The following is a 25,315-nucleotide window of genomic DNA, read 5'->3' as shown; positions in this document are numbered from 1 at the left end:
GCATCTGCTTTCAGGAAAAACTTATCGCAATTGACCTATCGAAATTTGCTGCGCAATCTGGCAAAACAAAAAACCAGAGCAGTAATAAAACCATACGAACAGCCAGCCAAAAAAACATATCTGACTGCACACATCAGTGTTTTTGATTATGATACCAATAATATCAAACATCACAAACCAACGAGTATTCAAGAATGCTTTGATTTCAAACACTCTTCTACCATTACCTGGATCAACATGGATGGCTTGGATAAAGAACAAATGGAAGAAATATGCAATCACTACAATATACACTGGCTGATACAAGAAGATGTAATGAGCAGAGGCCAACGCCCTAAAGTAGACGAAATAGAAGGTGTGGTGTACTGCTTGCTCAATATGCTTTTCATCAATACAAGTACCGGTGTAATTGAAGAAGAACAAATCAGCATAGTAATGGGCAACAATTTTGTTCTCTCATTTCAGGAAGATGCGGAGAAAGATGTTTTTGACCCGATACGCAAAAGACTTCACATACAAAACAGCAGAGAAAGGGAAAGAGGAACAGACTATCTCTTTTACAGTTTGATAGATCTAATTACAGACAGTTATTTAGGTGTCATCGAAAATCTGGGAACACAAATTGAAACAATAGAAGAACAAATCTTACAGCGTACCAGTAAACATACATTTGAAAGAATATCACAACTGCGCAAAGACATCATCTTACTGAAAAGAAACATTGCGCCTGCAAAAGATGTTGCTGCATCTTTAAACAGAACAGAATCGGAACTGATACAAGAACGTACTACCAAATATTTTAAAGATGTGTACGATCATGTAGTGCAAGCCAATGACCTGATTGATAACTATCGTGATTTGATTATTGGCCTGCAAGACATGTATGTAAACAATATCAATCTGCGAATGAATGAGGTAATGAAAACATTAGCCATCATCACCGCCATCATGGCACCTGCAACAGTAATAGGTGGAGTGTTCGGAATGAACTTTGACATCATACCATATGCACACCATGCATATGGTTTTTATGGTACGATAGCAGTTATGATTATCATACCCATCCTCATGATTATATGGTTTTACAGAAGAGGATGGTTTCAGAATGAAGCAAGACCCGGAAGAAAAGAAGACTAGCCTTTGTTTTTGAAAATAGGTACGGTACTACAAGGTTCACCATACATAATACTTTTGACAACTGGCCGAAGCTTTGCAGTAATAGCCAGATAAGCTGCTTCACTAATAGGCAATTCGCCACAGCCTTTCACTACAATTCTTTTATCTGCAAATGCAGAAGCATCTATCAATTTAATTCGATCGACTAAAACGGTATTAGGAAGCTCGGCGAAGCTGGTCATATACACTTGTGCAGCAACAGGAGTAAGATAAGCAGCAGCCAACATGTACGCCCAAACTGGAATAATGGCATCTGCACTACAGGTTACAGCTACTTGTTTATTTTGATACACAGACCAATCATGGTTTTTCAGTGCCTCCCGAAAATCCTTCTCCCGTAAAATAAGTTCCATGAAAAGGAAAGGCTTTAAATCAAATAAAGCCAACTCTTGCTCAGCCGGATAATAATCCGCCAAATCAATAGTAGTGAGTGCACTTTCAGCTACTTTATTAATAATTACCTCTTCCATAATACAAAGCTATAAACAAAATTGAGTGGGTGTCTTTATCCTGGTTACGATAAAAGCAAAAACCTCGCCACAATGGACGAGGTTTTCGCAAGAGAGGAAATTTAATATTTATAAAAACTTAGTACGGTTGTCAGTAACAGCAGCAGTCTTTTTTAAAGCTTCCATGCTTCCGTACAGCAATACACCACGCTGTTGGTTAGTCAAAGTGCTCATGGTTTCCTGCACATTGGCAGTAGCGTCTGCTTTAGCATAGATGTTTTCTGGTTTTACCAAGAAAACACCGCTGCTACCAACAATCGGTGCACTTACCTTACCAACAGAGGATTTGTTGAAACCAAAACCGCCAGCTTTCAACTCATAACCAACACCACCCAACAGCGGACTAACGAAAGAAACACTATCAGCACGGAGAACGGGAACGTTGATTTTTTGAGCAGCTGCTTCTAAAGTATTCACACCGGCCAATTTTTCAGCGAGTTGCTTTCCTTTGAGTTCATTGCGTACAATTGATTCCACCATTGGGCGCAACTTATTTACAGAAGGAAGGCCCTTAGGATCTTCACCAGTAACAGCTACAACCACAAACTGATTGTTGATTTCGATTGGCTCAGGGAGCACCTCACCTACATCAGCTTTGTAGATATCCCGAACCAGCTGGCGATTTACACCAAGCATACCAATTTGGTAATCTGCAGCTTTAATATCTGTAGCCACTAGTTTATTCAATTTTTCAGCAGTAGCGTTGCCATCAAAACTTTTATAGTCTTTACTCTTCGACAAAAATGTGTTTGCCTTCATCTGAGCGTCATTGATAGTAGCCTGACTGGCATCAATGGTTTTAGCTAGATAGGCAATCTTATAAGCTGGCGCAAAATCCTTTTGATCAGTAATCTGAATGATGTGATAACCAAACTGGGTTTTCACTACTTCCATATCACCTTTTGATTTGCTGAAGCAAAAATCGTTAAACTCTTTTACCATGGTTCCACTGGCAAAATAACCCAGATCGCCACCTTGAATTTTACTGCCTTCATCAGTACTGTTCATCAAAGCCAGAGCTGTAAAATCAGCACCAGCTTTGATAGCTGCAAACAAACTGTCTGCTTTTTTCTGAGCAGAAGCATCATCCATCAAAGGCTGTTGCGTACGAGGATCAATAGTGCCAATTAAAATATGACGTGCTTTAACACTATCGGGCAATACTTTACTATCAACCACTTTGCTAAGCACAAAACTCTGCACATCCAGGTAAGGACCATACACTTTACCTACACCAGCACCAATGATTGAATCCTTTTGTGCTATCTGAATACGGTTCTTACTTACATATCCATCAAAATAAGGAAGCGTAGTACCATTACGCATAACGAAAGAGCCAGCATCTGCAGTAGAAGCAAATTCTGCTTTCAAGGCTTCCAAAGAAGACACTACATCAGCAGTATCCTGAGCACTAGGTGAGGCATCAAAAGCTACATAAGCAATATGGCGACTACCCTCTTCGGTTTCATATTCGCTCTGGTGCTTCTTCGCATATTCAAGGATTTGCGCATCCGTAACTTTTACAGCACTATCGCTGATAGAACTGAATGGAGCAACGATATAACTCATGCTAGCCATTTGATTGTTATCAGCAATCGTTTTTTCAGCCATCCATTTTGGTACATAAGTACTATTCTGCAATAAGCTGAAATACTTATTACGCTTGGTACCATCAATCATAGGATTGAGATACACATTATTAATCAAGTCACGATTGGCGTTCGCTTTATTCTTTTTCAACTCGTTGATAGCATTACGAGCAGCCACTACATCGTATTCTCCCTTCTCGTTGGTAAATTGCTGTGTAAGCCATTGTGGAGGATTTTTACCAAAGAGCATATCGTTAAACTCTTTGTCACTTACATCAATACCCAGCTTAGCAAATTCCTGATTGAGCAATTCCTCGTCAATCATGGTGCGGTAGGTTTCAGTGTAAATTTGCTGACGGGTGTTTTCATCAACCGTAGCACCCTGCATTTGCTGAATATCTTCATTGAGTTTTACTTTCTGCTGAAAGGTTTCCCAACTGATATCCACGCCATTCACAGAAGCAACAGCATCTTTCGGACTCACACCACCGCCAAGACCACTCCGGCCGGCATCCATCAGGATAAATCCAATAAGGCTAATGGCAATCACACCAATGGTAACAGGTGCCGCCTTATCACGAATCGTTTGAATAATAGACATACAGTACTATATAGTTTATAAAGGATGGCAAAAATAGGGGAAACAGACCTATGAAAAAATTGTGGAAAAACGGGTAAAAGGCAATACTGGTAAGGCTTCAAAACACACATGTATATGTGAACAACCCTATAGCCAGCAAAACGGTAAAAGAAACAATGAAGTATCCGGAAAACAGTGGAACATGCATGTGAAACGAGAGTTAGAAAACCCTGTTGAAAAGCATGAATAAAAGTGTACAACCCACGAAAACAGCACAGTGAAAGAGGGATAAATACAGAACAAAATGAAAGCTCCTTTTTACCCAAAAACACCATGCACATAGGGTAATCCACAACTCAAAAAACAATCCACATCTTTCCTTAAAACCACATCATTTCACAAAAACCAAACTCACATCAAATACAGTATTTGGGGAAAACAGCAACAAACCCAATACTGAAGAGTATTTGTAGCGTTTATAACATGGTGAATAAACCAAAGCAACCACACACTATTACCTTTGCACACCGCATTGGGAAACAGAAATGCGGATATACACACTCCTAATAGTAGTAGGTAGATTTATAAATAATAAATATTAATACATATTATGGCAGTTATAAACACACAACAGACCGAGTTACTGGAAAAAGGATTTCTCGACATTGCCGTGGATCCCAGCCTCGATCTGTTTGCTGAAATCGAACGCCTGAAAAAAGAAAAGAACGCCATTGTACTGGCCCACTATTATCAGGAACCAGATATTCAGGATGTAGCCGACTATATAGGCGATAGCCTGGGACTGGCGCAGAAAGCCAAGGAAACCAATGCCGACATCATTTTATTTGCCGGGGTACATTTCATGGCCGAAACGGCAAAAATTCTGAATCCCACTAAAAAAGTGGTACTCCCCGATTTAAAGGCCGGCTGCAGCCTTAGCGATAGTGCTCCTCCGGCTTTGTTTGCCAAATGGAAGGAACAGTACCCCGATCATATTGTGGTCACCTACATCAACTGTAGTGCCGGCATGAAGGCATTGAGTGATATCATCTGTACCAGTAGTAATGCCAAAGCCATCATCGACAGCCGGCCTGCCGACCAGAAAATCATTTTTGCCCCCGATAAAAACCTGGGTGCCTATCTTAATAAGGTAACCGGCCGCAACATGGTGCTCTGGAATGGCGCCTGTATGGTGCACGAAATTTTCAGCCTCGAAAAAATTACCCGCCTCAAAACCCGCCACCCCGAAGCCAAGCTTATTGCCCATCCGGAGTGTGAGGGAACCCCTGCTGCGCATGGCTGATTATATTGGCAGCACTACCCAATTGCTGAAATATACCCAAACCGATAGCAGCCAAACCTACATTGTAGCTACCGAAACGGGCATTTTGCATCAAATGCAAAAAGACCAACCGCAGAAAACATTTATTCCAGCTCCGCCCGATAATTCCTGCGCCTGCAATGAATGTCCGCACATGAAACTCAACACGTTAGAAAAACTATACCTCTGCCTCAAATATGAGCAGCCAGAACTCACCATGGAAGAATCGCTTCGCCTGGCAGCCTTGAAACCCATTGAACGCATGCTTGAAATCAGTAAGGCAGCCGGTCTTATTGGATAAATATTTACCCATCGTTTCAAAAGCGCTATTGTAAACATCCCGTTTCAGTAGCGCTTTTTCCTGTTTTAATAACCTTCGGTTGTTGTTGGCCAGTTCTGGTACAATCTTTGGATTTAGAAGAAAGAACACAATCCATCTTCAACTAAAAACAATATTGTATGAGGCAGCATGTAAGAAATGTAGTAGTGGTTTTACTACTGGTAGCTGTGAGCCTGTGGGCTTGCCAAAAGAGATTTCAGGAAACGGTAACAAGGGTGCAACGCAACAAGTAAGCCTTTACCTCACCGATGATCCTGCCCTGTTCGACAGTGTGTTGATTGACATTCAGGCGGTGCGGGTAAAACTGGATACATGTACCTTGAGTGATGATGACGATGATGATAATGATGACGACGACAGCTGCTATGTGTGGCACACCCTTACTATTCAGCCTGGTAAGTACGACCTGCTGAGACTGCGCAACGGTGTGGATACCTTGTTGGCGCAGGGTACCATCCCCGCAGGTAAAATCAAAAAAGTAAAACTGGTATTGGGTACCGGTCATTATTTGGTAAAAGATGGCATTCGCTATCCGCTCAACCTGATGCCGGGCAACCGGACTGAGGTTGAAATCAAACTCCGCGACAGCGATTGGGACGATTTTGCCAGTGGCCGCCGCCGCATCTGGCTCGATTTTGATGTGGCCCGCAGTATTGTAAAGGTTCGGGATGGCCAGTTTTATCTGGCGCCGGTCCTCCGTCCGTTTACCATTAAAAAAACGGGTTCTATTGAAGGAGAAGTAGTACCCCGCGAAGCTACCCCTGTCATTAGTGTGTACAACAGCGGCGATACCGCTTACGCCATTCCATATAAAGATGGAGATTTCAAAATCCGTGGTTTGAAAGAAGGTACCTACTCTTTGTTTGTAAATGCTTCAAACGGATATCGTGATACAACCATCAACAATATAGTTGTAAAAGCAGGTAAAGAAACAGAGCTGAAAAAAATAACGCTACAGAAATAACTGGTTCGTAATAGGGTAAAACAAAAGGGAATCCGATATACTGGATTCCCTTTTTATTAATTGTCGTTTCGCTTGAAATAACTTTTTAAACGTTGGTTGATGTAGTATAATAAATCTTCTTCCAGAGGATGTTTTCTAAGCCATTCCCAGGTAGGTCTATTGGCCTGCATAAATTCAACCAACGTGTCACCGGTAAATTTGGTGTATTTATTAACAATGTTTTCGTTCCAGCGAAAATTAATGTAGGCATCTTCTTCAGTAATGTCGAACAAAGTTCTGGCAGCCCGTTTATTTTTTTCTCTTTTACTAAAGCGATCTATGTTGATGCCTACGCCAAAACCCAACTCATTGGTACGGCTTACGGTAGTAATGCGAGCCTCGCCAACCGTTGCCAGAAAGGCTTTCCGGCGACTAATACTATCTATCTGATAGGGATTAAGGCCGGCACTCACTGTAGCACCAGGTAAGGTGGCCGGCAACAGATTGAGTTGCAATATAATAAAGCCGGAAGCAAGAATACTATCTGTAATAGTAAGCGTATCACTCAAATACCCTGATGCAGCTACTGCAAGAATGTTACCTTTTTGAACAGCGATGGTAAATTTACCATCGCTCCTGCTTACAACTGTTGTCCCACTAAAAACATTGCGGATACTGGCAGAACGAATTTCTTTTTTTTGAACACTATCTTGAACAATGCCTTGTAAAAAAATTTTTGGCCGGCTGCGCCGGGCCAGTTCAAACACAACAAAGCAAAACACATCATTACAGGCAACAACCGCATAGGTCAATACTTTTGTGAAACTCAAAGGTAATTGGCCCTGGCGGTAATCTTCAACTTATGAAAATCATTAGCATACAAACAACAACGTGCACCCTGCGCAATTTGCAGGAAAGAGATGCCGCTTCATTTGCTACGCTGGCCAACAATCCAAACATTGCGCAAAACCTGCGGGATTATTTTCCCTATCCGTACACCATGCAGCATGCCATCGATTTTATACGCATGGAAATGGCCCGACCCATGCCGATGAACCTGGCGATAGAATTAAACGGAGAAGCTGTAGGTGCCATTGGCATATCTCCGCTTAGCGATGTGTACCGCTACGGTGCCGACTTTGGTTATTGGCTTGGCCAGCCCTATTGGGGTAAAGGAATTATGACACAAGCAGCCAAAGCCATGGTGAATTATGTATTCCACAATTTTCCGTTGACGCGGCTGCAGGGAAGCGTATTTGATTTTAATGAGGGTAGTATGAAAGTGTTGCACAATGCCGGCTTTCAACTGGAATGCATTGCCCGGGATGCCGTGTTTAAAAACGGCCGCCAATGCAATGAGCACCGTTTTGCCTTACTTAAAAATGACTGGATGAAACTGCAATCTTAAGACTGTTGTTTTTCCTGGCGCCACCAGCGGTAACCGATATAGCCGGCCACCAAAAAAGGAACAATCATCAGGTAAATGATGCCGCCGTTCAAACCTTCGGCGCTTTCTTTGCCCAGTTGCGATGCGGTTTTGGTACAAATAGAACATTGTGCCAACGCACTGCCGGCAGTCAGCAATATACTTGCCGTAATCATTCCCACTTTTTTCCAACTGTTGGCCATACTGCTCAAATTGATGCGCAAAATTACAGGTTATACAAGCTGTAAAACAGTTATGAACCAGATAATGTTGCCCATAAAAAAACCAACCCCCAAGGGTTGGCTTTAACTATAGAGAATCACGCATTTATTTTTTCAAACCTATTTCCCGAAGGCGTTCATCGAGGTATTCACCAGCGGTAGCATCGGGGTATGCTTTGGGGTGGTCGGCATCAATACAATCTTCTAGGCAGGCCAGGCTCATGCTGCTTTTGGGGTGCAAAAAGAAAGGAATGCTGAAACGACTGCTCCCCCATTTTTCTCTTGGCGGATTCACCACCCGGTGTGTGGTACTCTTGAGGCGGTTGTTGGTAAGGCGCTGCAGCATGTCTCCCACATTCACCACAATTTGGCCAGGCAATGCCGTAACGCCGACCCATTCGCCCTGCTTGCTTAAAATCTGGAGGCCTTCGGCACTGGCACCTACGAGCAATGTAATCAGGTTGATGTCTTCGTGCTGCTCAGCCCGTATGGCCGACTTGGGTTCTTGCGTAATGGGCGGATAATGAATGGCCCGCAAAATACTGTTGCCATTCACTACATATGGTTCAAAATAATCTTCATCGAGACCAAGGTAAATGGCGATGGCTTTCAACAAAGCCCGGCCACTTTTTTCAAAATGCCGATAGGCACGGTAAAGGGTTGGTGTGAGCTGCGGCACTTCATTCACCGTTACATTGGCCGGATATTCTACCGCTACAGGATCGTCGTCTTCCACCGTTTGACCAAACTGGAAAAACTCTTTCAAATCAGGCGCATCGCTACCCTTGGCATGTTCTTTTCCAAAACTGGTGTAGCCACGCTGGCCGGCCAGTTCTGGTTTTTCGTACTGGTTTTTTACATCGCCCGGCATGCTGAAAAAAGTTTGTACATACTTATACAATTCATCAATCAACTCTTCGGGAATGCCATGGTTTTTGACGGCTACAAAACCTACATCTTCGTAGGCACGACCCAACTCATATACAAATGCAGTGCGGTCGCTATCGCTGCCCTGATTAAATTGGGCAAGGTCTACCACTGGAATACTCATATGGAAGCAAAAATTTTGAGGAACAACCTGCAAGCAGGAATGTTGTTATTGGTTAAAGTACGAACAAATTTCAGACCAACACACGCCATGCAAAAAAATCGACTGCTGTTATGGTTGGCTATTGCCAATGTTTCTCTGCTATGCTTACAATCTTGTAGCAGTAGTAAATATCCTGTGGAAAGCTATGTGCCAGCAGCAAATGCCGACAGCATACCCAATTATGCAAACCTGTATTATTGGGCGGCGCATCCACTTAAAAAGGATTTGGCCGACTCAACGCCGAAGCCCTTTGCGCAAGATAAAGCTGATACATCGGTGGCGGTATTTTTCATACATCCCACTACCTATACCCATGCCGGTGCTGTAGATGGAAAACCTTACAACATGCAGTTTTGGAATGCATCGGTAAATGATGCGGCACTGAATGCCAAAACGGACTACAGCAGCATGCTCAATCAGGCAAGTGTGTTTAACAGCTTTGAAGTATATGCACCCCGATACCGTCAGGCGCATATCCGTTCGTTTTACATTAATGATAGCATCGCCCAATCATTTTTCGATACTGCCTATGCCGATATCGAACGTGCATTTATGTTGTTTTTGCAAACGATTGGCAACAAGCCATTCATCGTTGCCTCACATAGCCAAGGTACATTGCATGCAGGCCGATTGCTAAAAGCGCAGGTAGAAGGTAATCCAATTCAAAAAAGATTGGTAGCAGCTTACATCATTGGCTTACCGGTACCTGAGCAATATTTTAGCAGTTTGCCTGCTTGTACCACACCCAACCAAACGGGATGTTTTGTAAGCTGGCGTACGTTTAAAAAAGGGCACGTACCCGAATTTGTGCAGCGAGAAAATTTCAAAGCAGTGGTGGTAAATCCACTTACGTGGACGATGGATACAATGCCGGTACCTAGAAGCCAAAGCAAAGGGGCAGTATTGTACAAATTCAATCATCCCAAGCCGCGAAATGTAGCTACACAAATACACGGTAATATTTTGTGGAGTAGCAAGCCGCGGTTTTTTGGCAACTGGTTTTTCACCACCAAAAACTATCACATTGGCGATATCAATTTGTTTTGGAAAGACATCCGCGACAATGCAATGTATAGAGTAAAAGCGTACCAGCAACAAACACATTAAGGCATTACATACCGGCCATTAAAACGGTTTCCTGCTCTGTGAGATTGGCCATGGCATAGCGTTTTATGCCACATATCGTCATTTCATCGTACAGGTTGATGACTTGCCCAAAGCTGCTGTTGTCCATGGGTTTGATGAGCACGAAAAGTTTGTCATCATTGCCATTGGCTGCTATTACTTGTTGCTTTACTTGTATCAATGCCTGCCGCAATTCCTTTGGTTGTTGCCACGAAAAACTTTTTGCCGAAGCAAGGTCTTCGCCCAATACCATCACCACTTTTTGCTGATGCGCCAGTAAAGTAACCGCACCACTTGCTGCTACTTTGGTATCCGGTCCATCAGCAGGCATCACCAACTGCATGGCCACCGATTGCGACATGGTGGTGGTGAAAATGAAAAAGGTAATCAATAAAAAACCCAGGTCGACCATAGCGGTGAGATCTACCCGGGTGCTGCGCCTGTTGCGGCCGCCTTTTTTACTGCTCAATTGTATGTCTGCCATAAACAGTGTTTACAACAGAGATGCACCTTGTATCAGTCTTCCATAATGCTATTGCATCCAACTGCGTTAGTAGTCTTGCTCCAGCGGATGAATCATAAACTCATCAATAACCACATGTGCCGGTTGATTGATAATGAACACAATAGAACGAGCCATGTCTTCATTTTTTAGCCACCATTTGTGTGCAGCATCGCCTTGTGGTTCGGCGTGAAAATAGCTGTCTACCAAACCACTGTATACGGTGCTCACTTTTACTTTGTGTGGCCGCAGTTCTTTGCGGATGGCATCGCCAAATGCATGCTGTGCAAACTTGCTGCTGCAATACAATGCACCGGTTGCGAATGTGCGTTTGGCTACATCGCTGGCAATGATGAGTATGTGGCCACTTTGTTGTTGTTTCATAGCAGGCGTCACCGCTTTGCTAAACAAGAAAGTACCTTTTACATTGGTGGCATACAAATCATCCCACTCTTGTACAGAAAACTGTTCAAAGGGTTTGCTGTTTCCATAGCCAGCATTGTTGATGAGCACATCAATACTACCAAAGCGATCCTGCATTTTGGCTACAGCTTTTACAGCAGTAGATTCATCGGCAACATCGCCTGTAAAAATTTCACAATCACTACCCAACGCTTCTACTTCTTGTTTGAGTGTTATCAAATCTTGTTCGCTGCGGGCCACCAAACCCAGCTTTACCCGATGTGCTGCCAATGCCAATGCAGTAGCCCGGCCAATACCTTTGCTGGCACCCGTAAGTAAAATGGTTTTGTGTTGTATGTAATCCATAAGTAATGCTTGTTGTGGTAATGCAATGGTATGAAAGTACAGCAGATTGAATGTATGCGCCGGAAAAGACCGGACATAAAAAAACATCACCGAAGGGTGATGCTTTTTTGGCATTTGTGAACCATTATTCTTTTATAAAACGTAGTGTTTGTCTGATACCATCTGCTGTGTAAACGTGCAGGAAGTAAATGCCTTGCGCCAAATGTTGCGTGGTTACTTTCAGTTGATTATCGCCCCGTAAAATTTGTTGCTGTTGCTGCGCCAACAATTTACCGTTGGCATCGTACAGGCTTGTTTGTGCTGCCTGGTTTTGTGCCGACCAAAGGTTGATAACGGCTTGTTGTTGTACAATCGTGCTTTGCAAACCCATCATATAGCTGGAACTATTGCCTGTTATCAGCAGTACCGTTTTGCTGTAGAAGCTTGTGCCATTTTTTTCTACCACTTTCAACCGATAAAACTGCTTACCGCTGCTGTAAGGTTGGTGAGCAATGGAATAGCTGTTACCAGCTGGCTGCATTTTTCTAACGGATGTAAATGAACTGCCATCGGTGCTGTGTTGCAGTTCAAAATGACGAACATCCTTATCACTGTCAATTGTCCATGTAAGCTTTGCTTGCTGCTGTTGTAACTGCCCATCGAACGACAGCAACTTTACGGGCAGTGTACCTAAAATATTATTGAAGTTGAAGCCAACAGTGAATGGGCTGAAACTGCTGAGTTCGCCGCTTTGAATAAATCCTGACTGACTGAACAACCTTGCTTCGGGATATGTAGCATCATACACATCAAAAGTATAATCGGCCTTAGTGAACTCCCAATTGCCTACGCCTACATCGCTGTCTCTTTTTACTACAGCTACATTACAATCTGCACAAACCGGTACCACGTTATTGTCTGCATCCCGGAAAACATTACCAGCATTGTAATCATATTTTACGGCCAGTTTACCGGCGGCAGCGGCAGCACCAGAAACCTTGTTGAACTGCCAGAACTCATCTCTCAGCACACCTTGTAAGGTTCCCAAGAAGTTTTCATCCGGACCATACAATGGCGTGGCGTTTACACCGCCAAAATATTCAGCACTGAAAACTGCACCAGGCGACAGATGGTTGGTAGTAGTAAAAACAACGGGTTTAAATGCACCGCTGCCAACATCTGATTTTCCAATGGGGAAGCTGTAAAGACCGTTGGTGGTTACAGACATATAGCGATACAATCTACCATCCACATAGCTATCGATGCTGCCACCAGCAATGCCTCCGTTTGTGGCATCGGGCGATGGTTTTTTAATAAACAATCCATGGCTGGTAGCGGTAATAATGCCTCTGGTAAGCGTAAGTTTTTCTGTGACGCCTACGGGAGCATTCAAAATTACTTTGGCGGTTGCTACGTCTTTATCAATGATGGTGTAGCCATAATCTTGCAAAGTGGGGTTGGGCGAACCTGCAGCCGGAGGAATAAGCCCCGGAATGCTGATGGTAGAATTGCCCGATCCTCTGAAGAAGATGGCCCGTGAGTTATCGTTGTAAAAACTACCATCATATCGGGTGAAGTTGCCATGCACCACCAGGTCGCCACCAATTGCGGTAGAAAGGGTCAGCGCATTATTTACGGTTGTACCATCTCCAATAGTCAGGTTTCCTTTTACAGTAAGGGTTTGCGCCAATGCATTCATGTTCACAAATCCGGTAGTCGTGCCATTGCCCAGGTTGAGGTTACCACCTGTTTCGAGTACGGTAGGTGTACCGCCAATACCCAGCTGTATCGTGGTACCATTTTGCACCATTACATGCCAGGGATAACCGGGATTACCTGCTGCACTTCCCCACTCAATACCTCGGTTGTAAGTACCGGTAGTATTGTAAATCAATGTAGAGCCTGTAGCATAGGTAGGAGCCGCAATTCCATTGAATGCCGCCTGACTATTGAGTGTACAATAGTGATGAACAGTAGGGTTATTTGTAAGTGTAACGGGGCTGCCGGCAATACCACTGCCAATAGTGAGGTCGTAAAAGTGAGGCGTACCTTGGGCATAACCGGTTACGGTGTTATTGCCTTTCAGCCAGATGTTGCCACCAGCTGCGGTAGTTACCACTTCGCCTCCAATAGAAGTAACGCTGCCTGTATTGTTGATTTCTAATGTTTGTCCTGTACCGGCAGCAAACAAACCGCTGTTGAGGTTGAGGGCATTGGTGCTGGTATTGTTGGTTGTAAGGGTGACAGTATTATTGCCAGCAGTACCGGTGTTGGCGATGGTGAGGGAGCCGGTGCTCAATGCCATCAGTGCACCGGTCGTTTGATTCACCGAGCCATTAAAAATGTAGTTGCTGCCAGATAATAAATCTTTTGTTCCAGAAACTGTAATATTTCCATTTACACCATTGGCATGGGCAGAACTAAGGGTGGCGCCAGCATTCAAAGTAAAAGAGGCACTGCCACTTATGACATAAGTACCAGCCACCAACGTAGCGCCATTGCTCACTGAAACCGGACCACTGTTTGTAATTGTATTATTGAGTATGCTGCAAACGCCACTTTGAATCACAATTCCACTGCCGGCGTTGTTGCGAAGGGTAAGCCCGGAGGTAACACCTAACACAGAGGTATTTCCATTTATTACATATCTGCCACAGTTGCCTGAGTTTTGAATTAATGTACCAGATCCCTGAATACCATTTCTGAAAACTTTATCTCCGGCATTGTTCCAGGTAAATGTTGCGCTGCCAGCAATTTCCAATATACCATTGATAGTGGTGGTACTACCAGCTCCGGCATTGGTATTTGCAGATATTCTGAATATGGGAATAGTGCCTTCGGGTGTATTGGGGAAATAAATAGCAGCCGATGTTTCAAAGGCATTAGTTGTATTCCAATTGTAAAGTGAATTGTGCTGCCAAGAAATAGAAGTATTTCTGGCAAAGTCATCACTGGTGCCCGGAGAACCAAAGTTGTCATTTGCTCTCACCTCTGCGTTGGTGTAAATGATTCCTGTGGCTCCTGAATTAAGTGTTGGCTGCTCTCCGTTGATTTCATATCTACCTTGTACCACAAAGTCGTGATTGGCGGTGCCATCATCTGCAATGGTAAAAGTGGTTCCAGCATTATGTACTAACACAGCACCAGCTTGAATCGTTAGTAATTTGGCTGATTGTGGAGTGCTTACTGTTACAGCACCTGTACGAATAGTAACACTGCTGGCTGCACTGGTGGGTGTTTGTGTTGCGGCTACCCATGTACTATTGTCTGGCGATGACTCCCATGTACCGGTTGAATTCCAGTTGCCTGTGGTAAAACCAGTAGCCGTGCGGAAATGATCGGTGGTGCCAGATGTGGCAGCAACATTAAATGTGTTGCTCACCGCACTGGTAAGGCCTGCATAACTTGCCGTGAGTTGCACGCCTGTTTGTACTGCGGTATGTACTACAGATGTGTAGGTAGCTAATCCACTGTTGGCGTTTAAAGTGATGGGTGCACCAGTCATGGTACCAGAAGAAGTAAGTACAATGCCATTGGCAAAATCAAGATCTCTTTTTCCGTTGGCGTCTATGGCCTCTACGGTGGGGTTGGGTGTCATGGTTTGGCCAAAACCAGTATTACCCGGCTGTTGCACAAATGCCAATGCCGTGGCAATTACTTCGATGCGGTTGCGGTCATTGCTGGTGAGGTTGTCTGTTTGTGCACCACCTGCGTTTGCGGCGGCAAATTGAGAACCACTGGCGCCTGCAGTAGCAGCAGCAACCGTAAACACCAATTTTTCGTTATCAATAACAGTAGTTTCATCAAAAGCAATACGGAGGTGCAAATTGGTAGCCGTTTCAGTGTTGTCGGCTACGGTAAACGCTGCATCTGAAAGACCCGTGAAAATAATTTGGGAAGCTGTGATGCTACTGGCAGTACCAATTACAGTGCCGCCGCTTGTTGTAAGAATAGCCTGCTTTATAAAATTGCCGCGGTTGGTACTGCTGGTATTTGTTACGTTAAATGTAATACCTGTTAAAGTAGTGGGTAAATTATCTGCATCATTTAAGCCGGCTCCACCATCTCTGATTTTAAATTTCATAGGGATGATTTTGCCAGCGGTTGTAGCAGTACCATCTGTATATAAAATGTACGAGGGGTTACTGTTGAATTCCGGAGAACCAGTTGCATAACTTGTATTATCAATAATGTCGCTGCTATTGCTGGCCGCACCGGGCAGGGCAACTACGTTGCCGTTGAGGGTGAAATCATCAAGGCGGAATGTTGCAGTCGAATTGGTACCACCTGTAAGCGTCAGCACTATAGTCAGTGTTCCTGTTAATCCATTTTGGGGGGCTGATACATTTGTGGTACCCAAGACAACCCCAGCAGTACCAGATAATGTTCCTGTTCCAATACTTGTCCCATTAACGGACAATGTCCAACCTGTTGGACCTGTATTACTTCTTCGAGTCCAGAAGTTGAATGAAGTTATCGAAGCAGAATAACCACTTGCTACGTTTAGGGAAAGTGTAAATGTTCTTGTAACATCTAATCCACTTGAAACAGACAACGAAGACGTCGTTCCACCACTTCCTAGCAAATTGGAAAATGCGGCACCAGTATTGTTTGTCCATTGGCTACCTGATAAACTGGCATTTAGTATACCAGCAGGAATAGTACTAATTGGAGAGGTTGTATATGTTGTGTTGGATGGGTCGTCATTAAAATTATGCTGATAAATAGTTGACGGACTCAACACGGTATAGCTATAATTACTACCACCATTATTGTTTAGGTTAATAGTAGCTAAATCGGCATCAGCATTAGTCGGAGTGTTTATGCCACTGGTAAATACATAATAGCTTTGAGTACCGCCAGCAGTATTTACTGTACCAGGTATTGTAGCTGTATAATCGTTGCCACCGGCGTGTGTCATTTCCAACACCACGGCTGAACTATAATTTCCTCCCGGAGCATATCGTAGATACACTTTTTGACCGCTGGGCAATGCAGTACCAGTTGTAGCTGTTACCACTACCGCCTGTCCTGCAGTCACAGAACCGATTAATGGCACCTGTGTAACATTCGTAACAGAGGTGGGCGTGGCACTTGTTTCAAACACATAGCCTTCGGCATTGGTACCAGCTGAACGGTCGCTACTGATAAAAGTGTAGTAACTGCCCGATGTTTGATTGTAAAGACCATCTGCTCCATTGGCATACCAAATGCTCTTAGTATTCAATGAAACACTTGCACCATTGGCCCATTTTGGATTAAAAGAGGCTCCCACAGGACTGAATAAAAAACCGGCATTGGCATTGGCAGATCCTGCCTGAACGGTTACAATCCAACTGTCTAAACCAGAACGGTATGTCATGGCAGCCTCTGCAAATCCGTTTATACTGCCCCTCAGGGCCATTGAGGCATTATCTTGAGCTTGAACAGAGATGGAGGCAGCCAGTGCTACACAATACAATAATCCAATTATTTTCCGGAGCATGATCAGTGCTGGGGGTTTAAGGGTTGTGGGCTGCATCAAAAAGGAGGCAGCTTAGGGTCGAAATCAACAGGGGTAAGTAACGGGTATGAACTCCTTAGGAGTCCTACTTATTTGGGGTTGCGTTAAAGATAATGGCTGAACCCGGATTTTTACAGCTATGTAGAAGGGTTATTTTTTTGTAACCTTCTTTCAAATGGAAAAGCCGCTCCACAAGGAAACGGCTTTTACCTCAAAATCAAATCACCAATTGTACTATTCTTTTACAAACCGAAGGCTGCGCTGTACGCCATCCCGGGTACGTACCAGTACTATATAAAGGCCTTTTTGCAGATTGTCCACGGGCAGTAGTATCTGGTTAATTCCCATTTGCAGGACTACTGATTTGCTCAGCAGTTGCTTTCCGCTCAGGTCTATCAGCATTACTTCGGCCAATTGGCTGCCGGCAGACTGAACCAATGCCGTAGCTGTTTGCTGTACCACCGTTTGTTGCATCCCTACTATTACGGTGGCTGCCGCACTGCCATTCAACAGCAGCACCGGGCTGTAGTAGCTGTTGCCAGATTTTTCCTGCACTTTCAGGCGGAGGTAATTGGTACCGGGCTTCAGTTGTACGGTTTGGTTGCTGTAGCTGATGCCCTTGGGGCCAATGGTTTTTGCTGGCAGATACTGCCGGCCATTGCTGCTTTGCTCCAGTACAAAACCGCTCAAATCTTTATCGCTATCTATGGTCCAGTTAAGTAAGCCTTGATGACCGGTTGCGGTTCCGGTAAAGCTTAGCAGCCTAACGGGTAAAGAACGGGTGCTACCCAATATCGTATTGAACCCATAACCTACAGTGAAAGGACTGAATGTTGAAAGTTCACCGGTAATAAGTAGTCCGTTGTCTGTGTTTAATCTGGTTTCGGGTAGGGGGCCATTATCTAAAAAATTATTGTCTGCTTTGGTAAATGCCCAAATACCGGTTCCATTGTCAGTGTTTCTTTTGGCAATAGCAACATTGCAAGTTGCACAAGGGTCTAAGCTATTACCGTCGGCATCCCGCCACTTTCCTGCACCAGGGTTTTCGTAAGGCAGTATGAGTTTGCCTTTGTGGTCTTCTGTGCCTTCAATCCTGTCAAACTGCCAAAACTCATCACGAAGAATGCCGGTAAGCGATGCACTTAGGAATTTTTCATCTGGCCCCTGTTCTGGAGTAGCTTTAAAACCACCAAAATACTCAGCCCGAAAGACCGCACCAGGTGATGCTACCGCTGTAGATAGAAAACTAACGGGCTTGTATTTACCACCAGGGCCTGCATCTGTTTTTCCAATAGGAAATGCATAGGTACCAGTTGTAGATGGAGACATGTATCTGTAAAGCTTGCCGTTCACGTAGCTATTGTTATTGCCACCGATCACTCCATTATTATTACCATCGTCTGCTACCGCATTTTTTATGTACAGCGGATAGGCAATGGCATCCACAATACCATTGATTAAAGTTAATTTTTTACCGATGCCGGTAGAGGTATTTAAAATGACTTTGTAGCCAGCATTTTTGTTTACAACGGCTACGCCAAAATCTTGCACTGTAGGATTACTACCGGAGGCAGGTAGTACAAGGGGTGTATTAATTTCGCTGTGCTTGCTTCCGTTAAAGGTGGTAGTGCGGTTATTATCGTTGTAAGTGCCGGTTTCATAGCGGTTAAAATTGCCGTGTAAATCCAGGTTGGCTCCGGGGGTCATGTTCAAATTAAAATGACCATACTTAATAGTGAGGTTGCCTTGTATGGTTTGCAGGCCCGTATTGGTTACCGATACATTGTTGTTGCTACCCTCAGTGCCACTGTTTTCAATGAATACATCGCCTACTGTAGCGGGCATACGTGCACCGGTTATTTGGTTGGCAGCACCGTTGAAGGTGAAATGGCAGTAGTTACCATGGGTGTAGGTGTTGGTTTGAACGCTACCCGAAACGCCATTGGCATGTGCTGTTTTTAAATGCGCATTGTCTTGCTGATGAACAATAGCAGCACCGCTCATTTCAAATGTTTGAGCTATAAGGGTGGCATTGCTCATGAGGCGCATAGTGCCGCTTACCTGGTTTTGATTGATGAGCTTATTGCTGATAAGCGTACAGGCTGCAGAAGAAACATCGAGCCCATTGTTATTGAGAATAATGCTGCCAGTTCCACCTATAACGGAAGTGGCTCCGGTAATGAGTAGTTTGCCACAGGTTTTGCTTACATCTCCGTCAATCTTCATGGTGAGGTTGGCAGAGCCAATGATGCCATTACGCAGGGTTTTTAAGCCTGAGCCTGCAAGTGTCATGTCTTTGTTCACTTCCAACAGCCCATTGACGCTGATGAAGCCTGTAGTGCCAACTTCAGGAAATGCACCCAAAGGAGCACCTGTAATCCGAAAAACAGGAATCACACCTGCTGTGGCATTCGGAAAATAGGTGACAGCATCGTCAGCAAAAATTTGATTGACCGCCCAGTCAAACACTGATCCGTTTTGCCAGGTAATATTGTTTATTAAACTACCATTTTGATTGCCTGCGTAGCCATCCTTATTGTTTTTTGCTACTAAAACACGTACAATGCCATTGCTGGCAACGGTTATCATGCTGCCTGTACCCATGGTGGGGAGTGTGGCCGCATTTCTGGCATCCTCAAATACACCGGCTATCGTCAAGTCGTCGCCGGGGCCATTGTTTATACTTATGGTATTTTCTTCCCACCGTAAAACCCCGCCCACTTGAATAATAGTTTCATCCAGAGAAACATTACTTTTTATAGTTACGGTATGCCCATTCTGTATTACGATGTTATTGGCTGTTTCATTAGGCGCAGCAGTTGCTATTGTATAGGTGCCATTAATGGCATTGCTCCATTCCCAGGTACTGGCTACAGCCCATTCTCCGGTTACACGAGAACGATAAAATTGACCCGTTTGGGCTTGGATGATATTCGATTGCAGCAGCAAAAGCACTGCGACCAAGCCACGGAAAAATGACTTTGTCATGAGGTTTAAGGGCATGCAACATATACGTTGGCAGCATCATGTACAGATGAAGCTCTCGGATACGTCTAGGGTTTACAGATAAGGGGTTGGTTCAGGGACAATCTACGCTGTGTAGGCGTTGGGTAAAGGGTGTGGTCTGCTAATTCAGAAATTAAAGGTATAATATCAAAAGCGCAACAATGAACTTTTGGTGCTAAAATTTTGGGGTGGGTTCCCAACCAATTCAGTTTCATCCTGAAAATCAATGTATTTTTAAAACCGATTCGAAAAAAAATTTGCCATGAACCTTACCCAATTGTATAAATACCGCAACCTGGCTACCACCGGAAAGTGGAAGGAACTGGAAGAGCTGTTCAATAAATCCATTCAACTGCAGCATATTGGTGCCAGCATTAACCTGAGTAACCCTGAGCAGCCACAGGTACACATTGCCAAGGTAGAAGACTACCACCTCGGCGGCATTGGCAGCGATGCGGTACACGGCGGCACCATTGCAGCCGTTGCCGATTTGGCCCTTGGCTTGCTGGGCCTGCTGCATTACAAAGATGGTATGACGGCCACGGCGCAGCTCACCGTTCATTACCTCAAGCCCTTTCGTACCAGCAGCCTTACAGCTACCGCCATTACGCAAAAAGTAGTGGGCAACCGTGTGTTTGGCACTGTAGAGCTGTTCAACGATAAAAATGAAATGTGTGCCATTGCATACGGCGCTTTGGCCAAAGGCATCAGCATGTAAATGAAGAAGCTTGTTTTACCAGCGGTTTGCTGTACAGGTGAGCCATCTCTATTTTAGTATCATGATGAAGCCTCTCTTTTTTGCCGCCCTGCTGTTGGGTTCGGCACTACCGCTTGCAGCTCAAACCATCGATTTTGAAAAATACAATCCACCATCAACGCTGGTGGTGCCCGGCCAACCGTTGCAGCGGGCTAAGTTCCCGTTTATAGATGTTCACAATCATCAATGGAATATGGCCGAAGCCGACCTGCAGCAATTGGTGGGCGTAATGAACAAGCTCAACATGCAGGTAATGGTAAACCTGAGCGGTGGCAATGGTGATGGGTTGAAAAAGAAAACCGATGCCATCAGGACCACACAACCGGGACGGTTTATTGTGTTTGCCAATATCGATTTTAACGGTGTTGGCAGTGCCAACGGGACTGAAAAGGCAGTAGCTCAATTGAAAGCCGATGTGGCCAATGGCGCTAATGGTTTGAAGATTTTTAAAAACCTCGGATTTAGTGTAAAAGATACCGACGGAAAAAGAGTAACGGTAGATGATGTGCGACTGGATGCCATTTGGCAAACCTGCGGCCAGCTCGGCATTCCGGTGCTCATCCACACAGCCGATCCTGCTTCTTTTTGGGAGCCGATGGATAACAACAACGAACGGTTGCTAGAGTTAAAAACACATCCCAACCGTAAGCGGGCCGATGATAACCCCGCACCATGGCAAACACTGATAGACGAGCAACACCGTATGTTTGCCAAGCATCCGAAAACCACTTTTATAGCAGCCCATTTTGGTTGGTATCCCAACAATTTGGCCAAGCTGGATTCAATACTTACCAGGCTGCCCAATGTGGTGGTTGAGTTTGGTGCGGTGATAGCAGAGCTGGGCCGCCAGCCACGCATGGCCAAGGCTTTTTTCGAGAAATATCAGGACCGTATTTTATTTGGCAAAGACAGCTGGGTACCCGAGGAATACGCCACTTACTTTCGGGTGCTGGAAACCAACGACGAGTATTTTCCTTATCATAAAAAATACCATGCCTTTTGGCCAATGTATGGCATGGGCCTTAGTGATGCGGTGCTGCGAAAAGTGTATTATAAAAACGCCTTGCGCATCATTCCCAACATCGATAAAAGTCAATTTCCGACAGAGTAAGATTACTGCACTCTTTTGTAATAATAATGTTGCTGCTGAATGCTGCCATTGATGGGGCCTTCAATCCATGCATGCAGCGAATCTGTACCGAAGAACTGGTACACAATGCGCTGTGGAAAATCGTGTTGCAGGTTTTCAAATTCAAACCGCGTAGCAGTACTTTTTACTAATGTGAAATACACCCTTTTCGATTCGGCATCGCCATTGGTGCGGGGCGCATAATAGAGCTTGCCATTGTGCATACCCAGTATTACATCTTCCAACAGCGTACTGTCTTTTGCTTTTACAGAAAAACTAACGCCCTTCAATTGCTGTTTTTCTTGCTGCCAGCGTTCCCAAATTTCACCCTTTTGGGTTTGCATTTTCCAACTGCCGATGAGAACTTGTAACTGTTGCTGCGTTTGCACAGCTTGTGCTTGTATTACCTGGTTTGTTACCAGCAATACAAACACAAGACAGATAGCATGTTTTATTTTCAACGGTATCAATTTTTACAATAAAAAATTATAAGGCCATACCAGCGGGTACCGAATGCAATGCTACCCGGTTGCCTTCCGAATCGATGAGCACCGCCATATGACCAATCTCTTCTGAGATAAGGGTTTTGGGCACTACAATGCTACCACCAGCGGCAGCTACTCTATCGAGTACCAATTGTACATCGGGGTTGGCATTAAGATATACCATGCTGCCAATTGCTGCCGGTTCATGAAAACCGGGAGCATGCACCAAGGCACCGCTTACAGCATGCGGATCCATGGGGTCATCAACAGGAAACATACGCATGGGCATACCCGGCATGTTCATGTCTACAAGCTTGGTTTGCAAAATGGTTTCGTAAAATAGTTGGGCACGGTCGAGATTGCTGGCAGGAATTTCAAACCAACTGATGGCGTTTTTCATGTGGTGGGCTTTTAATGAAACGATAAGATAATTGAGGCATTGGGCATTTCAAATACCGCTTGTGTAAAATGAAAAAACCATGTTATGAAACATGGTTTTTTTAAAAGTCATACTGCAAATCAAGATGGTTTTTTTTGACGCATTTCGTCTTCCAGTTCTTTTAGTTTTTTCATTTGATCCGCGGTAAGTATGCCTTTCAGTTTTTCGTCTCTTTCTGTTATCAGTTTTTGTCTGTCTTCTGTTGTTGGCTGTTTGCCATCAGCCCTTAGTTTATCCATGGAGGTATAAAATGAAGTATACACAGGGGTCATATTTTTTACCTGGTCGTTGGTCAAATCCAGCTCTGGCTTTAATCTTTCCAGTGTTCTGGTTACTCTTTCGGCAACGGGCAATTGCGGTCCTTTGTTTGCTTGTGCAACTACACCCGCAGGCATTATACTAGCCAGCAAGAGTAGCGATAACAATATACTGAAGTGTTTCATGACGCAATGTTGCAATTGGGTTTGATGGTTCAATTGCCTCCTAAATTTACATCATCATTTGTTATTGCGGAGTAAGGTTTGCCACACAGCATCATTTACTTTAACAGGATACTTTTTCCGCAGCGAATCAATCCACTGTTTCTCAAGTACTTGTTGATAGTCGTTGATTACCCAACCTTTAGCATCTTCAAACTGGCGAATATCGCCGCCGGGCATGAGCTGAAAAATGTACACAAAACTGTAGCTGTTGTCCATGTCGTTATGTTGCAGCGGCGTGCAAAAGCCATTGCTGTAGCTGGCACCATTCAGCGCAGGCAACTGTGTAAGTTCAAACCGGGCACTATCTGCAATAATTTGTTCCTGCATGTTTGCAGCAATAGCTTTCCATTCGGTTGGTTGTTGCAGCAATTGTTTTTTATACCGTTCAGCTGCCAACGAATCGGTGGCTGTAATCATGAGTGCCTTGGCACCATTGGCCCAGGTATATTGCTGGCGGTGTTGCTGATAATGTTTTTGCAAAGCCACACTATCGTTGGCAGCTTTTGACCATACTTCTTTTTCCATGGCGGCAAACAACAGGTTGGCATCTTTAAACTCTTGCAGTTGCTCTTTGAATGCGGGCTCAAACTCCGCCAAATGTTCTCTGTAATAACTATTGGCCGACTGCAACATGTACGCATCATATCGGGCAGCATACGCACTTGTATTGACGATGCCCGCTGCCCGGTTGTACATTACCCAATTTTCAACCAGCGTTTGTTCTTTACCAATACTAAACAATACGGTATTGTTATTTACAGACAAGCCGGTTGTTTTGCCATTTCGCACAGCCGAATCAGTAAATCGCCAGAGGTCTGTTTTATTGATGACCGATTCCTGAAACTTCATTTTTTGCATGACACTACGCAGAAAATTTTTCTTCGCAATTTCTGCCCGGTCTGTATTCATTACCCGCTGTCTCAATTCGTTTGCTGCATTCTCGTCATCGGCCTTGGGTGCCGGAACAATTTCTAGTAATTTCAGGATGTGCCAGCCATGTGCTGTTTCAAAAGCTGGCGACAGTTGGCCGGGTTTGGTGAGGCCAAATGCTGCCTGTTCAAAAACGGCATCGTACTCACCAACACTCACCAACGGAAGTACACCGCCATTGCTATAAGAAGCCCTGTCGTTGCTGAATTGCAATGCAGCTGCATCAAATGCCAGCTTACCCGATTGCAGCAATTGAAAAATAGAGTCTGCCAGTTGCTTCTTCGCTTGTCTTTCATCGGCACCAACTTGCCAGATAAGAATTTGCGCCAACTTGCGTTTGCCCAAAGCGGGTCTTTCTTTTTCTACAAAAAGAGATGATAGGCATCGGAGCCTTTCACTGGTGCCGTTGCACTACCGGGCTTTGCAGTGTATACAGCTGTTTCGTAGAAATAGGGTAATGTGAATGCCGTAATCCACCCTACAATACCGCCTTGCTTTTTAGCATCTTCATCGCTGCTGTACTGGTTTAGTACTTTGGTAAATGCTACCTTACTTTGCAGTTGTGCAAAGGCAGCATCGGCCAGTTGTTTTGCTTTTTGCTCCGAAGTGGCATTGCCCGGCTCAAACGGAATAGACAGGTGACGAACAAAACGATCGTGTTGGCTGCGCTGCATGGCTTCTGTTACCAATGCTTCGGTGTTGCTTTGGCGGGCTATAAAACTTTCTGTGAGCTGCTCCTGGTATTGATACAATTCATCTTGCTGAGCCGGCAGCGAATCCATTCCCTCATCATAAGCAAACTGTACTTTCAATTTATAGTTGATGTACAGGGGTAGGTAATCTTGTATGGCTGTGGGCGATTGAGTAGCTGTCGGGTTTTTTTGAAAGGCTTTCAGAAACTCCTGTTGCGTTACATTTTTTTTGCCATACGTAAAAAGGGTTTGAGCACCTGCGGAATAGCCTGCCAATAGCATGCCCGATGCGGCAGCTATTGCAAAAAATGCTTGTTTCATAG

22 protein-coding genes are annotated in these 25,315 nt (G+C 44.4%); 8 read left to right on the top strand and 14 right to left on the bottom strand.

Features of this window, described 5'->3' with window-relative positions; translation table 11 throughout:
• The first annotated feature begins 30 nt into the window (after window positions 1–30).
• On the top strand, window positions 31–1,137 hold the full coding sequence (gene corA / locus GLV81_RS18570; protein WP_197428764.1) for a magnesium/cobalt transporter CorA: 1,107 nt from the start codon (window positions 31–33) through the stop codon (window positions 1,135–1,137).
• On the opposite strand, the gene GLV81_RS18565 is transcribed toward corA, so the two are convergent.
• Both GLV81_RS18565 and GLV81_RS18560 read right to left on the bottom strand, forming a co-directional pair.
• Window positions 1,134–1,646 carry a DUF2480 family protein gene (locus GLV81_RS18565; protein ID WP_157480455.1) on the bottom strand — a complete coding sequence of 171 codons (513 nt, stop codon included), beginning with the start codon at window positions 1,644–1,646 and terminating at the stop codon, window positions 1,134–1,136. The genes corA and GLV81_RS18565 overlap by 4 nt on opposite strands.
• 108 nt (window positions 1,647–1,754) lie before the next feature.
• Window positions 1,755–3,875 carry a peptidylprolyl isomerase gene (locus GLV81_RS18560; protein ID WP_157480452.1) on the bottom strand — a complete coding sequence of 707 codons (2,121 nt, stop codon included), beginning with the start codon at window positions 3,873–3,875 and terminating at the stop codon, window positions 1,755–1,757.
• 589 nt (window positions 3,876–4,464) lie between these two features.
• Here GLV81_RS18560 and nadA (GLV81_RS18555) point away from each other — a divergent pair.
• From nadA (GLV81_RS18555) to GLV81_RS18550, 3 genes are all read left to right on the top strand, one after another.
• Window positions 4,465–5,157, top strand: coding sequence for a quinolinate synthase NadA (gene nadA, locus GLV81_RS18555; protein WP_246186117.1), 693 nt, complete (start codon window positions 4,465–4,467; stop codon window positions 5,155–5,157).
• Window positions 5,150–5,476, top strand: coding sequence for a quinolinate synthase NadA (gene nadA / locus GLV81_RS20855; RefSeq protein ID WP_246186116.1), 327 nt, complete (start codon window positions 5,150–5,152; stop codon window positions 5,474–5,476). The genes nadA (GLV81_RS18555) and nadA (GLV81_RS20855) overlap by 8 nt, the downstream gene beginning before the upstream one ends.
• Window positions 5,477–5,696: 220 nt before the next feature.
• A complete protein-coding gene (locus GLV81_RS18550; protein ID WP_197428763.1) occupies window positions 5,697–6,479 on the top strand; it encodes a DUF4382 domain-containing protein in 783 nt (260 codons plus the stop codon).
• A 56-nt stretch (window positions 6,480–6,535) separates the two neighbouring features.
• Here GLV81_RS18550 and GLV81_RS18545 read toward each other — a convergent pair whose 3' ends face one another.
• Window positions 6,536–7,225, bottom strand: coding sequence for a hypothetical protein (locus GLV81_RS18545; RefSeq protein WP_157480447.1), 690 nt, complete (start codon window positions 7,223–7,225; stop codon window positions 6,536–6,538).
• A 95-nt stretch (window positions 7,226–7,320) separates the two neighbouring features.
• Here GLV81_RS18545 and GLV81_RS18540 point away from each other — a divergent pair, with 95 nt between their 5' ends.
• Window positions 7,321–7,866, top strand: a complete 546-nt coding sequence (locus tag GLV81_RS18540) for a GNAT family N-acetyltransferase (RefSeq protein ID WP_157480445.1) — start codon at window positions 7,321–7,323, stop codon at window positions 7,864–7,866.
• Here GLV81_RS18540 and GLV81_RS18535 read toward each other — a convergent pair.
• A complete protein-coding gene (locus tag GLV81_RS18535) occupies window positions 7,863–8,108 on the bottom strand; it encodes a hypothetical protein (RefSeq protein ID WP_157480442.1) in 246 nt (81 codons plus the stop codon). The two genes, GLV81_RS18540 and GLV81_RS18535, sit on opposite strands and share 4 nt — an antisense overlap.
• 103 nt (window positions 8,109–8,211) lie before the next feature.
• Window positions 8,212–9,156, bottom strand: a complete 945-nt coding sequence (locus tag GLV81_RS18530) for an isopenicillin N synthase family dioxygenase (protein WP_157480440.1) — start codon at window positions 9,154–9,156, stop codon at window positions 8,212–8,214.
• An 87-nt stretch (window positions 9,157–9,243) separates the two neighbouring features.
• Between GLV81_RS18530 and GLV81_RS18525 the strand changes: the two genes are divergently transcribed.
• A complete protein-coding gene (locus GLV81_RS18525; RefSeq protein ID WP_197428762.1) occupies window positions 9,244–10,302 on the top strand; it encodes a DUF3089 domain-containing protein in 1,059 nt (352 codons plus the stop codon).
• A gap of 4 nt (window positions 10,303–10,306) precedes the next feature.
• On the opposite strand, the gene GLV81_RS18520 is transcribed toward GLV81_RS18525, so the two are convergent.
• The 4 genes from GLV81_RS18520 to GLV81_RS18505 all read right to left on the bottom strand — a co-directional run bounded on the left by GLV81_RS18520 (window position 10,307) and on the right by GLV81_RS18505 (window position 20,060).
• Window positions 10,307–10,804, bottom strand: coding sequence for an ExbD/TolR family protein (locus tag GLV81_RS18520; RefSeq protein WP_157480436.1), 498 nt, complete (start codon window positions 10,802–10,804; stop codon window positions 10,307–10,309).
• 66 nt (window positions 10,805–10,870) lie between these two features.
• Window positions 10,871–11,590 carry an SDR family oxidoreductase gene (locus GLV81_RS18515; protein ID WP_157480434.1) on the bottom strand — a complete coding sequence of 240 codons (720 nt, stop codon included), beginning with the start codon at window positions 11,588–11,590 and terminating at the stop codon, window positions 10,871–10,873.
• Between the two features lie 124 nt (window positions 11,591–11,714).
• Entirely contained in the window at window positions 11,715–16,931 is a 5,217-nt protein-coding gene (locus GLV81_RS18510; protein ID WP_197428761.1) for a T9SS type A sorting domain-containing protein, read from the bottom strand.
• A gap of 375 nt (window positions 16,932–17,306) precedes the next feature.
• The gene (locus GLV81_RS18505) at window positions 17,307–20,060 is read right to left on the bottom strand and encodes a T9SS type A sorting domain-containing protein (protein ID WP_197428760.1); all 2,754 of its coding nucleotides are present in this window, start codon (window positions 20,058–20,060) and stop codon (window positions 17,307–17,309) included.
• A gap of 280 nt (window positions 20,061–20,340) precedes the next feature.
• Here GLV81_RS18505 and GLV81_RS18500 point away from each other — a divergent pair, with 280 nt between their 5' ends.
• Together GLV81_RS18500 and GLV81_RS18495 are read left to right on the top strand one after the other, a co-directional pair.
• Complete coding sequence (locus GLV81_RS18500) at window positions 20,341–20,796, top strand: PaaI family thioesterase (RefSeq protein WP_157480409.1); 456 nt, start codon at window positions 20,341–20,343, stop codon at window positions 20,794–20,796.
• Window positions 20,797–20,857: 61 nt separating this feature from the next.
• Entirely contained in the window at window positions 20,858–21,946 is a 1,089-nt protein-coding gene (locus GLV81_RS18495) for an amidohydrolase family protein (RefSeq protein WP_246186115.1), read from the top strand.
• A gap of 2 nt (window positions 21,947–21,948) precedes the next feature.
• Here GLV81_RS18495 and GLV81_RS18490 read toward each other — a convergent pair whose 3' ends face one another.
• From GLV81_RS18490 to GLV81_RS18470, 5 genes are all read right to left on the bottom strand, one after another.
• Complete coding sequence (locus GLV81_RS18490; RefSeq protein ID WP_157480407.1) at window positions 21,949–22,425, bottom strand: DUF6265 family protein; 477 nt, start codon at window positions 22,423–22,425, stop codon at window positions 21,949–21,951.
• Between the two features lie 25 nt (window positions 22,426–22,450).
• On the bottom strand, window positions 22,451–22,849 hold the full coding sequence (locus GLV81_RS18485) for a VOC family protein (RefSeq protein ID WP_157480405.1): 399 nt from the start codon (window positions 22,847–22,849) through the stop codon (window positions 22,451–22,453).
• A gap of 119 nt (window positions 22,850–22,968) precedes the next feature.
• The gene (locus tag GLV81_RS18480) at window positions 22,969–23,331 is read right to left on the bottom strand and encodes a hypothetical protein (protein ID WP_157480403.1); all 363 of its coding nucleotides are present in this window, start codon (window positions 23,329–23,331) and stop codon (window positions 22,969–22,971) included.
• 54 nt (window positions 23,332–23,385) lie between these two features.
• The gene (locus GLV81_RS18475) at window positions 23,386–24,645 is read right to left on the bottom strand and encodes a peptidylprolyl isomerase (protein WP_157480401.1); all 1,260 of its coding nucleotides are present in this window, start codon (window positions 24,643–24,645) and stop codon (window positions 23,386–23,388) included.
• A 17-nt stretch (window positions 24,646–24,662) separates the two neighbouring features.
• Window positions 24,663–25,313, bottom strand: coding sequence for a foldase protein PrsA (locus tag GLV81_RS18470; RefSeq protein ID WP_157480399.1), 651 nt, complete (start codon window positions 25,311–25,313; stop codon window positions 24,663–24,665).
• Window positions 25,314–25,315: the final 2 nt, after the last annotated feature.

It is taken from the genome of Phnomibacter ginsenosidimutans, from assembly GCF_009740285.1.
GTDB classification, from domain to species: Bacteria; Bacteroidota; Bacteroidia; order Chitinophagales; family Chitinophagaceae; genus Phnomibacter; species Phnomibacter ginsenosidimutans.
The sequence above is the reverse complement of the archived record's forward strand: the minus strand, read 5'-3'. Positions and strand labels throughout refer to the sequence as shown.